Origin of the sequence: Pseudomonas avellanae BPIC 631 (assembly GCF_000444135.1) — a bacterium.
Taxonomy (GTDB): domain Bacteria; phylum Pseudomonadota; class Gammaproteobacteria; order Pseudomonadales; family Pseudomonadaceae; genus Aquipseudomonas; species Aquipseudomonas avellanae.
Map to the genome: position 1 here is coordinate 1 of NZ_ATDK01000251.1, position 11,552 is coordinate 11,552.

Below are 11,552 nucleotides of genomic sequence, written 5' to 3' on the forward strand. Positions count from 1 at the left end.
AGTTACCAGCAACGCAATACGTGCAGGGGATGTTCTCACACCAATTGTTCTGAGGGCTTCTTGTATGGCCAGCAGTGAGTATCCCTTTTCTTGAGACAACGTGTGAAATCTATCCGCAAGCGCGCTCAGAAATTGACCTTTCGACATTCTGTCCTGACTGAGGTCTGGCAAAGCCGCAAGAGCTTGCCTGGCGACCTCTACCTGATCTAGCGTGATTTTTTTCTTTTTATCCACGTGTGCACCCGCATTCTGCTGATATCAATACACCGTGATGGGTCACGGGATTCAGGCTGATCAATGTCAAGCGTGAACATCACTCTACGCATCGTGCGCAGTTTGTCTACCGTCGAGCTGAATCCATGCTTTTCCAGGAAGTGCAAAATATCCGTGAGGGTAAAGTCTTCATCGTGCAGGGCCGCGTACAGTTTTTCGCTGACTGACGCTTCAGGCCCAAAGCGCTGGAACTTGTCCACCTTCAGCGAGGGGAGGCCGTCCAGAAACTCACGGGCCGCAGCCAGATCATGCTGGGTGTACAGCCTTGTCTTTGCCATGAAAATCAGCCCCTTACGTGTCCTGCGCTTTTCAAAGGGCTGGAGAGCCTGCTCGAATTTCGAGGCCCAACCAACCCCGCAGCGCTCTTGTCAGCTTTAGGGTAATATGGTATTTAAAAGGTGTAAAGGTGCTGTAAGATATTGACCGGAAATGTTTTGTACGGACGGCCCGCACGCGGTCCATCCGACAAAACCCGGATCAGGGCTCCGCCCCGACACCCCGACAGCGTCATTCAGTTAGTTAAGGTTGAGTCAGAGCATGTCGAAAAGCACAGCGCGTCAAGCAACGGTGAGGATCGAAATTCGTTGCACTGAAGAAGATGCGGCCTTGATTCGCGAAAAAGCGCTGGCTGCAGAGATATCTGTTTCAGATCTGATGCGTCGTGCTGCGCTGAATCGCAAAATCAAGACACCGACTGACAAGAAGCTTATGGCCGCGTTGCTACAGCTCGGTGGCTTGCAAAAGCACCTGTTTAACCAAATGCAGGACAGCATGACAACTGATCTGAGCAAGCAATTCTCTGACGTATTGGTCGCCATCCGAAATGCCGTCAATGCCATCGATCTGTCCCAGACTCGCATCAAGTAGCTAATCAGCCATGAACGTCATCATCCCCCCGAAACGCGGCGATAAGGGCTCCAGCTTTAACCGGCTGGTGAGCTATATCAGCGACCGTGGTGATAAGCCCAAAGATTATGATCTAGTCAGCGCTGCGCCTCGCCAGAATGCTTCGCGCACCAAGAAGGCGATGTTTGATCGGCTTGTCGATTATGCGGATCGAAATGATGGAGACGACCGTGCCGTCGTGATCACCGACGTGTTCCCCGATGGCCGTCAGCGCTTGATCAGTGGGGGCATTTCTTGCGAGACCAATTGCTTCTCCTGGGAGACCTCTGCGGCGGAAATGAACATGGTTGCTGCCCAGAGTCGTCGCTGCCAGGACCCGGTCTATCACTTCATCTTGTCGTGGCGCGAAAACGAACTGCCTACAGATGCGCAGATATTCGAATGCGCCGAACACTGCATTCGTCAGCTGGGCATGAAAGGGCATCAGTACGTCACCGCTATTCACCAAGACACAGACAATACGCACTGTCATGTGGCGGTGAACCGAGTCAATCCCATTACCTACAAAGCCGCCGCCTTGTGGAATGATGCTGACACGTTGCAGAAAAGCTGCCGCGTTCTCGAACGCAAATACGGATTCATTCAGGACAATGGAAGCTGGCAGTGGGGCGTCAACGACCAATTGGTCCGTGCTCCTTTTCGGTATGGCAGTGCTCCGCAAGGGACTGTGCCATTGCAGGTCTATTCCAACACCGAGAGTCTCTATCATTACGCCGTGCGTGAGGTGCGCGAAAAAATATCTGAGCTTATCGAATCGCGAGAGATTACCTGGCGTCAAATCCATCTGGCCCTGCATGAACGTGGCTTGGGATTGAGGGAGCAAGGCGAAGGTCTGGTGATCTATGATTTCTTGCGCCCAGAGGGTCCTGTGGTCAAGGCTTCTTCGGTTCATCCGACGCTGACCAAGTTTCGATTGGAAGCCCACATAGGTGCGTTTGAAGGACCTCCCACCTTCGAACATGAAGAATGGAGCTATGGTATTTTTTCCACTTACCAGCCTTCATTTGAACTCCGAGATAAAGACGTGCGTTTCGATCGCCGGCAGGCGAGAGCTGAGGCTCGGCTGGACTTAAAAATGCGCTACAAACGCTATCGTGAGGGATGGGAAAAACCTGATCTTCATGTCAAGGATCGATACCAGCAAGTGGCTGCTCGGTACCAGGCAATGAAGGCGGACGTAAAACGCTCTCAGCACGATCCTTTGCTTCGCAAGTTGCTGTATCGAGTTGCCGAGTTCGACCGGATGAAAGCCATGGCTGAGTTGCGCATCGAGCTTCGTGACGAGCGGCAAGCGCTTGCCGAAAAGGGCTTGCTTCGTCCGCTTGCATACCGTCCCTGGGTCGAGCAGCAAGCTCTTAGAGGAGACGTTGCGGCTGTCAGTCAACTGCGTGGATTTGTGTATCGAGAAAAGCGGAAGGAGCGCACTCCGAACGGTGGGTTTGATCGTCTTATCCAGTGCGGCCAGGCAGATGATTCTGCTGTCTATCACCTGCGCTCTTACACGTCACATTTGCATCGTGACGGCACTGTCGAATATCTGCGCGATGGCAGGGCGGGTGTGATAGACCGTGGCGATTTCGTCCACGTAAAACCGGGGTTCAATGACGACGATGAGTTGGACAATTATCGGCTGGCCGCCAACCTGGTATCCACGAAAAGCGGTGACGCTGTGAGGATCATTGGTGATGACCAGTTCGTAGACCAGGTGCTTGATGCGGGATGTGGCGTCAACCATCGCGGAAGTCAGTATGTGTTCCAAGTGACCGATCCAGAACAGTTGGCGCGCTACGACGTGATCGAGAGGGATCACCGTCAGTATTACGGCTACGACGAACCGGAGGTGAGAACGCATTCCCCAGCTCGGCATGACCCGGTGGATGACGCCCCCGATGATGGTTACCAGCCTCCAAGGCCGTTCGTTGGTTGAGGCGAAACATTGACCAGGACCGCGATAATCAGCATTTGGATCAGTAGGATCGCGGTGGCCCTTTAGTGGAGGTTGAGTGAGCCTAAGTAGTACCCTGATGCGGCGGCGAAGCTGGTGTGCAAGGCCCTATATGGAGAAGAAGTCAAAGCCCGTCATGCGGGCGACAACGACGTAGGCGAGCGCTACCAAGATTGACGTGGCCAAACCGCACAACGCTATGCCAAAGCTTTCGAGTAAGCCCTTAATTTTTTATTGATCCCTCACACTTCCCACGGATTGATGACGGATACACCGACCGCCTCATAGGGTGCAGTGTCGCGTGACGCCACGATGAAACCTCGCGATGCCGCAATCGCTGCGATGTAGCCGTCAGGTGTCGGGAATCCTCGCCCGCAGGTTTTTGCCGTCACGGCCAGATCGGCATAGCGCCGTGCTGCATCGATATCGAATGGCAGCCCCCGATCCCTGAACAGCCCCATTAGACCGTCAAGAGCCTGCGCCAGCATGTCCTTGCGCTTGCCGGCCGGGAGCGCCCCGATGCCAAACAGCAGCTCAGCCAGCGTCACGCTGGACAGGTATAGCGTTTCGGCGGCTTGATCGTTCAGCCAGGCCCGCACGGCCAAGTGGGACTCGGGCTTCATCGCCTCGGAAACGACGTTGGTATCGAGGACGATCATTCAAACCTCAGCGGCTTGGCCGGCGTCTTGTCTCGCACTTGGTTGAAGACCTCGAAATCTTCGTTCGTCAGGCCGATCTTGCGACCCAATGCCGCCAAGGCTTCACCTAGGCGAACGCGCGTCTCCGGCTTGACTGCGATCGCCAGAATCTCGCGGACTTCGGCCTCGGTGCTGTGCCCGTGTTGGGCGGCCCGCACTCGTAGCGCGCGGTGTACATCGTCGGGCAAGTTCCGTACTGTCAGCATTGCCATAACATCACCTCATGAAATTGCATTCAATGAAGTCATTTTATGTGTTTGAATGCATTTTCGCAAGAAGCCACGCGATTTCGGAAAACAGCCTCAAAGGCTGTTCGTTGGTTGAGGCGAGCCATCAGAAATGGCCAGGACCTACATTCGAAATATAGGGGGTTGGGGAGCAATGGAACTGAAAACCAACGTAGATAATAGCCGTAGGCTCGACCATCTGCACATGACCCAGCTCTCAGTTTCGCTGAATCGGCTCATACCTGACAGCTTGACCAAGCCTAGGCGCCATCATCTACGTCAGATTGCTGTGGAGGCATATGTGCCGGGCTATTGAGCGTCTTGTACGCCCAAGATTATTACCGCTGATACAGAATTGACCCATGTGCCGACTTGGCGTTGCCCCATAAGTATTCAGCCCAAAGTCAGACCTGCTAACGTTTTACGGAGTAGAAGCTTGGGTCAGCGAAATTTCGACACATGGGTCAATTCTGCATCAGCGGCAACATCTTCGGCTTTATCGTACAAAAAAACCTACTTTTTTGTACGATAAACATGCTTTCGCAAAGTCACTGGATCAAGTACGAACCCAATTAAGATCTACATCAACCTCAATGCCCGCGATGCGACCTTTGTTACTGTGCTGCCAAATTGACCAGCTTTTACCTGCTACCTCCCATGAAGCTGGAACTTTAGGTTCACTGACATCCCAATTAGCGATCCACAGAGGGTATTCACTAAATGCATATTTTTCTCCTAAAATATGATTCATCCAGAAGTTATTATCGCAATATATAAATGGTTTTTTGCTCTTTAGGATTTTTTCGTTATCCAATAAAGTTAGCAGTTTATGAAGGTTGTCAGCCATTTCGTCCGGGGTAGCTTTTTCGTTACCCTCGAGCTCCGCATCGATTGCAAAAAACTCAGTAGATGCATCGAAGCCGGCAGCAGTAAGTGTACTAACTATGTTATCTAGTTGTGCTTCCGGCGAGCTACTGAGCGCACGAAAGTAATGATATGCCCCCGTTTTAATTCCGACGGCTCTAGCGTCAGTACGATACGTGGTGTATTTTTTGTCCTGTACGGTAGCGCCTTCTGTTGTCTTAATAATGGCATACTCAATGCCAGCCTCAAAGACTTTTTTAAAATCAATATCACCTTGAAAATGCGATAGATCAATACCTTTCTTAATTGTGCTCATGAATCTCTCCTATTTTTCGTGTCTGAGAATTTTAGACACTGCTTTTCTACTGTTGGTTCAACATTATCTACTGCGCGTTGGAATTTTCGGTGCGGCAAGTGCAGCACAGGTCTTCTTCGGATTTTTCTATTGGGAATCTCATGCAAGGTGCGTACGGGCAAAACTCGCCGCCAGGCGGTGGCAGGGCAACGGCAGGGGCAGGTAGGATGTAGGCTTGCTCGGCGTGACTCCATTCGAGGTAGCTTTCAACCCTCCAAAAACGGGGGTAGGGAGCAATGGAACTGAAAACCAACGTAAGGCATGGTTAGAGTTTGCTAATCCCCTCAGATTGCGGGGATTAGCGAACTTTGATTTTCTGAACGAGTTTATGGCACCGCTTTTCAGGGTGATATCACCTACCGTGGCGCTCGCTGAAGCGGTATCATAAAACGTGGTTTTATCGTATTGGCCAGGCTGCATTAGGGGGTACGGACAGGCACTGGGCTTAAGTGCACTTTCTGTTACGTTGCTCCCCAAGCCCCGACAATACAATATTAGACGTCAGCCCAGCGAAGCTTCAGGTAGTCGACCACCTGCTGAGTCTGTGAGGCCCGCAGAAACATATGTCGAAATAACATGCACCCGGAAACCTCAGTCAGAGAATCATTCAGGTCAAGCTGACGGGTAATTTCAGGCACGCCCCCCTCGACAGTCCAGTCGGGCTCGGTTTCTGATGCTGTTCCCACTTTATACAGAGCCATACCAATATATAATGCTGTGCCGGTTCCGCTGACGGTATCCGCCCACCACTGTGTGATGACATCATAACGGGCAACCTCACGGGCAAACGGCCAGTAGACCTGCGGGGCGATATAATCAATGATACCGTCAATGACCCATTTCCGTGTGTCTGCATACGCGAAATCGTAATTAGACGCACCGGCCTGCGTATCGGACCCCAACGGGTCGTCAGATTTATTCCGCCAGACGCCTGCCGGGCTGACGCCAAACAAGACATCCGCTTTAACGGCGGCTATTTTTTCATGGCATGTATCAACCAGCGAATAAGTGTTATTCCGCCGCCAGTCGGCCTTCGTGGTAAAGTTCGTATTGTATTTCTGATAGGTGGCATCATCCTGCAGCAGCGAGCTTGCAGTTTCATTATAAAAATAATCATCGAATTGAATGGCATCAACATCGTATTTAGTGACAATTTCTTCAACAATACTACTAACCCACGTCTGAACTTCAGGTATCCCGGGGTTGAGAACAAAGCGGTTCGCTGCGGTTCCCGTCCATTCAGGATGCGTTTTAAACACACTGGCCGGTGAGTCAGATGATGAGTTGTTCAGCTCTTCGATTGTGGCATCGCTGGCGTTCATTGATACGCGGTACGGGTTCACCCATGCGTGCAGCTCAATATTGCGAGCATGTGCCTGCTCGATAGCATAAGCCAGTGGGTCGAAGCCGGGATTCTTCCCGAGCGTACCCGTCAGGTACTTCGACCACGGAAGCAGGTCTGATGCGTAGAATGCATCTGCGCAGGGAACAACCTGGAATATGACGGCATTCATTTTCATTGCCACAATTTCATCAAGAATGCCGGTCAATTCTTCTTTCTGTTTACTGACACGTGCAGCCTCATCAGTGATGGCCACAGATGAGACTGACGGCCAGTCAAGATTCGTAACTGTCGCGACCCAAGTCGCCTTGAGGTTTTTGTTCGCAGTTGCCATTGTGGTTTCTCCTTTAGGGTTCTGAGTGAACGAAGAACGCCTGCTCTCACAGGCGTTCTTCAGGCATCGTATGGGAGCGGCCTGTCAGCTCAGTTGCACGTCTTTCATCGCAGGAATATAACCGTAGTCATATTCTTCCTGCACGAACGAGCGATCCCCTTTCAAGAGGATTCTCACCGTCGGCGCTTCGGTCCCGCCGATACGATAATCCTCGCCTTCGGTGGGCACGCTGTCGATGAACGAAGTTACCAGACCGTTTGGCATGACGCAGTGCGAATACGTCTGGAAAGGCTGCTCGGGCGGATTGCCGAGCACCAGGCCGGAAGCGTTCATTGGCCGGTACGGACCGAACAAATGTTCGCCGACAAAACCGTAGACACCGTCTGGCCCTTCAAGACCTTCGGCATACGTAAACTTGTGACTGATGGTGAACAAGTAATACTTGCCGTCTTGAAAGACATAGTGCGGACGTTCGGTCTGATCGTTAACGCCAACCGCTGTTACCAACGGTGGGAGTATTTCCCACTCTTCACCACTGAGATCCTTTGCGACCGCCAGACCGATACAACCCACCTGGAATCTGGCACCCCCCACGTCTTCGTGACCCGGTGGCACAGGGCCAAGTTCGGCAGCCCCTACTGTGTGCGAGCCGCGTTCACCGGCGACATTGCCTTCAAACACCATGTACAACTTGCCGTCATTAGGATCAATGAACGGACTGGGATCGCGAAAGTTCCAGCTCGAGTTCTGCGCTTCGGTTTGATAATACGTTCCGTCGGCCTCGAACAGTTTTTTGACCTGGGTAAAGTCTTTCAACTCCACGCCCTGATCGGACGTCACAATACGGCCACGTACCTTGGCGATCGCTGCGCCGGGTGTGACGCAGGTGTAATAAAGATCAATATCGCCTTTGTCATTCAACAGTATGGGTGTGCCCGCCCACTCTCGAGTGGTGGGCGATACCCCCTCGGCCATTACACGACCACCAAAGATCCAGTCCTTGCCGGTACGCGAGTACCAGTAGCACATGCGTGCGCGGCCATGTCGATCTTCCCAGTCACGCTTGATGTCATAGCGACCGTCGGGCCCCAGGTACTGAGGGTCGTCAGGATGGCGGTCCGCCGTCAGGGTGATGATCACTGACCAGCCGTTGACCGAAACCACCGTGCCGTCGAGCTCTCGCAGCGGCATGGTGTCCCAGATGAATACCGTATCACTCATGACCGGAAAGTCCGCACTGACCAGTGGCTGCGTCGTGGTCGGGTCATTTTCATTGACCTTCAGCGCATCGGCGCGGGACCAGACAGTAGGTGGGTATTTGATGTTATCTACGAGAGGACTATTTTGGAGCTGGCTTACAGCAGAGTTGCTAGTGGACATAATTGATACCTTTAGATAGTTGTGGGAGGCAGCAGCGACGCTGCTGTACCTCTGTCGCTCAAAGGCGATAACTCAAGGCTCACGGCCTTCACATGATTCAACGTCCCGCAGCGGGAGCACTTGATCTGAAGTTCGGTGTAGTCACCGATGCGGGCCAGCAGCTTCTTGCACTGCCCGCATCTGTAGTCTTTCAACACTTGCACTGGTCTCCTCTTGCTTCGCCCAAAGAAAAACCCCGCCTGGGCGGGGTTTGGGTAATCGCAATTTACCGGTCGGTGCTGTTGAAAAGCCCGTATCCGGCGGCTGCCCTGAGGCGCAAATCGCATATCGTGGTGCCTTTTTACCTCCCTCCGGAAAGGCTGGAAAGGGGCAGTTTCGGGGTGGGTCGAGTTTGGCCGGAGTTCAACACCAGTTCGACCACAGCTGCGCCATTGGCCCGGATAAACGGTACGTGTAGCGGCTTGCAATCGAAAACCGCTGGCTCACATTAATTGCGACTATCAGTAGCCTCTGGCTCGGATTATGTGCCACTCAGCTCATGGTATTTGCGACCAGTGTCGGTTTCTGAAATAAACGCGACATCTGATTGGCGAAGGCCTCAATCGGCTGTTTTAAATTTTCGAAATAGCTGCGACGGCTGAGGGCAATTAATGCGACTGTTTAGGGAAGACAGACGTTGAGCGAGTCCGGCTAACCGAACGTGCACTCGTCATCCGGCGTCTCAATCCACACCAGTGTCTCGTCGAACGTTATCGGTGGACTGTAGAAGTTGCCTTGCACCATTGTGCACCCCAGACTCGTCAGCATATTCAGCTCGTCCTGCGTCTCGACACCCTCGATCACGCAGTCCAACGACATGTCCAGGCTCAGGGCTACCAGCGACTTGACGATCTTGTAACTGGTCGGATTGTCATGCACGCCCGTCACAAAACTGCGAGCAATCTTCAGTTTGGTCAGCGCTAGGGCGTGCAACTGACTGAGACTGGAGTAACCGGTGCCAAAATCGTCAAGGGAGATACCGCAACCTAGCTGGCGAAACTGGGCAATCGCCTGTTGAACCTGCCCAATGTCCTGCATGACGGCCGTTTCAGTGATTTCCAGATCAAGTCGTGAGGCGTCAAAACCACTGTTCTCTATTATCTCGACAATTCTCTTGACGCTTTCCCAAGTCGCGCAGTCATGGGCCGACAAATTGAACGACAGCCTGATCGGCGACGGCCAGGACAATGCTCGCTGTAGTGCCTGCGTCAACAAAGGGGCGGTCAGCTCGTTGATCATGCCGATCCGCTCGGCAATCGGAATGAAATGCGCAGGCGATACCGCGCCGAGTTCTGGACTGTTCCAGCGTGCCAGCGCCTCGAAAGCCACTGTTTCGCGTGTGCAGCTTTCAATGATCGGCTGAAACAAGACGTGAAACTCCGTCTCCAGGTTCGCCCGACGCAATGCCTGCTCGGTTACGCCATCGGCATTAAGTTGTTCACGGTGACTGGCCGAAAACAGGCAAGTGGACCCGGGGTTGTGATTCTTCCCTTGATAAAGGGCATAATCTGCGTATTCATACAGTTGGGCGGCATTGTCGGCGGTAGCCGGAAACGTCGCGAAACCCAAGGTCGCGCCGATCTGGATCGGTATTTCCGAGAGTTCAAAACTTTCATGCATCAACGTGCAAAGGTGCTTGCCGAACATCAGTAACGCCTCGTTACTGATGTCGCCCTTGATTACCAGCGCGAATTCGTCACCGCCCAGCCTAGACACGTGCACGGTATCGCTCGCAGCAGTTGTCAGCCGTTCAGCGACCAGCATCAGCAGCCGGTCACCGACACTATGGCCATACAGGTCGTTGACAGGCTTGAACCCGTCCAGATCCAGCACACCCACCGCTAGCCCGCTCCGCTGTAGCAGTGCCTCGTTCATCGCCGTATCCAGTGTCTGGAAAAAATACCGACGGTTAGGCAGGCCGGTCAGGCTGTCCCGATTGGCCAACATCAGGTTCGCGTTGCTCAGTTGTTCAGTCTTGAACTGGGCGTTCACCAGGCTGGTGAAGTCGCGGTACTGATGGCGAAGAATGATCAGCATGCCGATTGATACCAGCACGATACTTGCCGCCGTGGCGATAAACGTGATGTTGTGTGTTGAGGCGAAGAAAATAACGAACGCTGTGTTGACGATCACTGCGGTAATCAAGGCGGCAGATTGCAAATGCATCATGCAGAAAATGCACACAATCACGGTGATACCCATGAAAAACGCCACTTGCGCCTGGGTATATGCATCGCCATAGGGGTACATCGACAAAGACCATGCCGCAAATGCGGCGGAGATGATACCCACCAGCCTATTGGTGCCGCGCAGCGTCGCCAGAATCTTACTTGAAGCTGGCGGCGTCTTGTTTACCGTAAGCAGCCATTTGCGCGCGCGAATGCCGCACCCGATGGTGAGGACTGTCGGTACCAGCAACGTCAGCCACATCGGGGCAGTTGCCCAATGGGTAAAGGCAAGCGCCCAGGTGTTGACCAACAGCACGAAGTACATCAGCGGCAGTTGTCGGGACAATGCGATGTACTGAGCTTGCAGCAGCCGAGGATTATCGGAGGGCACGGACATCAGGGTGCGCAAGGCACCCAGTAGTTTTTTCAGCATTGCAAGGCTTCTCTGTCACAACAGTCAAAGCGCATGTGGCTTGCTGCTCAGGATGCGAGCCGGGTTGTAACCTGCTCACCTGTAATGTTCTCGGCAGCGGTAATTAATTCTTTACGGTAAAACAGGATTGAGCATTGGCGCGCTATGACGTGATCGAGAAGGATCACCGTCAGTATTACGGATACGACGAGCCGGAGGTGAGTACCCGTTCCCCAGCTCGGCATGACCCGGTGGATGACGTCCCCGATGATGATTACCAGCCTCCAAGGCCGTTCGTTAGTTGAGGCGAGCCATCAGAAATGGCCAGGACCTACATTCAAAATGTACGACCGTGTCCTGAGAAGGGGGACTTTTAGCTGAATTGAACGTCGCCACTTATGGGGGGGACACCAGATACCTCCTGCCTATTTGGATTTCACTGACAAAGATTTGCCAATCCATTTCTCGGATGCCGGCTGCCTGATTGGCGAGAAAACCGTATCGTAGGAGCTAGTGTACTGTTTTCGAAAAAATCAGCCACCAACTAACGGAAAATTCAAATCTTATCAATAGCTTAGCTTGCAGGTTATGGGTAACTTATTTCGAAAA

11 protein-coding genes are annotated in these 11,552 nt (G+C 52.9%); 2 read left to right on the forward strand and 9 right to left on the reverse strand.

Annotation, left to right across the window (positions count from 1 at the left end):
- Both DW49_RS1000000133360 and DW49_RS0114295 read right to left on the reverse strand, forming a co-directional pair.
- A partial coding sequence (locus DW49_RS1000000133360; RefSeq protein ID WP_081681976.1) for a hypothetical protein occupies positions 1-234 on the reverse strand: 234 nt, incomplete at its 3' end.
- A complete protein-coding gene (locus DW49_RS0114295) occupies positions 207-551 on the reverse strand; it encodes a hypothetical protein (protein ID WP_005622131.1) in 345 nt (114 codons plus the stop codon). The genes DW49_RS0114295 and DW49_RS1000000133360, both read right to left, overlap by 28 nt.
- Positions 552-810: 259 nt before the next feature.
- Between DW49_RS0114295 and mobA the strand changes: the two genes are divergently transcribed.
- Positions 811-1,140: a plasmid mobilization protein MobA gene (gene mobA / locus DW49_RS0114300; RefSeq protein WP_003344297.1), complete on the forward strand. Its 330-nt coding sequence runs from the start codon at positions 811-813 to the stop codon at positions 1,138-1,140.
- Positions 1,141-1,150: 10 nt separating this feature from the next.
- Positions 1,151-3,106, forward strand: coding sequence for a TraI/MobA(P) family conjugative relaxase (gene traI / locus DW49_RS0114305; RefSeq protein ID WP_024421296.1), 1,956 nt, complete (start codon positions 1,151-1,153; stop codon positions 3,104-3,106).
- Between the two features lie 260 nt (positions 3,107-3,366).
- Here the strand turns inward: traI and DW49_RS0114310 are convergent, their stop codons facing one another.
- The 7 genes from DW49_RS0114310 to DW49_RS0114340 form a co-directional block, all read right to left on the reverse strand.
- Positions 3,367-3,783, reverse strand: coding sequence for a type II toxin-antitoxin system VapC family toxin (locus tag DW49_RS0114310; protein ID WP_005622134.1), 417 nt, complete (start codon positions 3,781-3,783; stop codon positions 3,367-3,369).
- Positions 3,780-4,034, reverse strand: a complete 255-nt coding sequence (locus tag DW49_RS0114315) for a FitA-like ribbon-helix-helix domain-containing protein (protein WP_024421297.1) — start codon at positions 4,032-4,034, stop codon at positions 3,780-3,782. Before DW49_RS0114315 ends, DW49_RS0114310 begins: the two co-directional genes overlap by 4 nt.
- A 571-nt stretch (positions 4,035-4,605) precedes the next feature.
- Positions 4,606-5,229 (reverse strand): glycoside hydrolase family 25 protein, encoded by a 624-nt coding sequence (locus DW49_RS0114320; RefSeq protein ID WP_005740414.1) that lies wholly within the window; start codon positions 5,227-5,229, stop codon positions 4,606-4,608.
- Positions 5,230-5,762: 533 nt separating this feature from the next.
- Positions 5,763-6,944: a glycoside hydrolase family 10-like protein gene (locus DW49_RS0114325; protein WP_024421298.1), complete on the reverse strand. Its 1,182-nt coding sequence runs from the start codon at positions 6,942-6,944 to the stop codon at positions 5,763-5,765.
- 84 nt (positions 6,945-7,028) lie between these two features.
- Positions 7,029-8,324: a glycoside hydrolase family 68 protein gene (locus DW49_RS0114330; RefSeq protein WP_024420278.1), complete on the reverse strand. Its 1,296-nt coding sequence runs from the start codon at positions 8,322-8,324 to the stop codon at positions 7,029-7,031.
- A gap of 11 nt (positions 8,325-8,335) precedes the next feature.
- Entirely contained in the window at positions 8,336-8,527 is a 192-nt protein-coding gene (locus tag DW49_RS0114335; protein ID WP_370464051.1) for a Com family DNA-binding transcriptional regulator, read from the reverse strand.
- Positions 8,528-9,014: 487 nt separating this feature from the next.
- Positions 9,015-10,964, reverse strand: coding sequence for a putative bifunctional diguanylate cyclase/phosphodiesterase (locus DW49_RS0114340; RefSeq protein ID WP_024420280.1), 1,950 nt, complete (start codon positions 10,962-10,964; stop codon positions 9,015-9,017).
- Between the last annotated feature and the right edge of the window lie 588 nt (positions 10,965-11,552).

Bases quoted from the DNA above. Each gene is read 5' to 3' on its own strand.
- DW49_RS0114310 (WP_005622134.1), bottom strand. From the start codon at position 3,783: ATGATCGTCCTCGATACCAACGTCGTTTCCGAGGCGATGAAGCCCGAG.
- DW49_RS0114330 (WP_024420278.1), bottom strand. From the start codon at position 8,324: ATGTCCACTAGCAACTCTGCTGTAAGCCAGCTCCAAAATAGTCCTCTC.
- DW49_RS0114340 (WP_024420280.1), bottom strand. From the start codon at position 10,964: ATGCTGAAAAAACTACTGGGTGCCTTGCGCACCCTGATGTCCGTGCCC.
- DW49_RS0114325 (WP_024421298.1), bottom strand. From the start codon at position 6,944: ATGGCAACTGCGAACAAAAACCTCAAGGCGACTTGGGTCGCGACAGTT.
- traI (WP_024421296.1), top strand. From the start codon at position 1,151: ATGAACGTCATCATCCCCCCGAAACGCGGCGATAAGGGCTCCAGCTTT.
- DW49_RS0114315 (WP_024421297.1), bottom strand. From the start codon at position 4,034: ATGGCAATGCTGACAGTACGGAACTTGCCCGACGATGTACACCGCGCG.
- mobA (WP_003344297.1), top strand. From the start codon at position 811: ATGTCGAAAAGCACAGCGCGTCAAGCAACGGTGAGGATCGAAATTCGT.
- DW49_RS0114295 (WP_005622131.1), bottom strand. From the start codon at position 551: ATGGCAAAGACAAGGCTGTACACCCAGCATGATCTGGCTGCGGCCCGT.
- DW49_RS0114320 (WP_005740414.1), bottom strand. From the start codon at position 5,229: ATGAGCACAATTAAGAAAGGTATTGATCTATCGCATTTTCAAGGTGAT.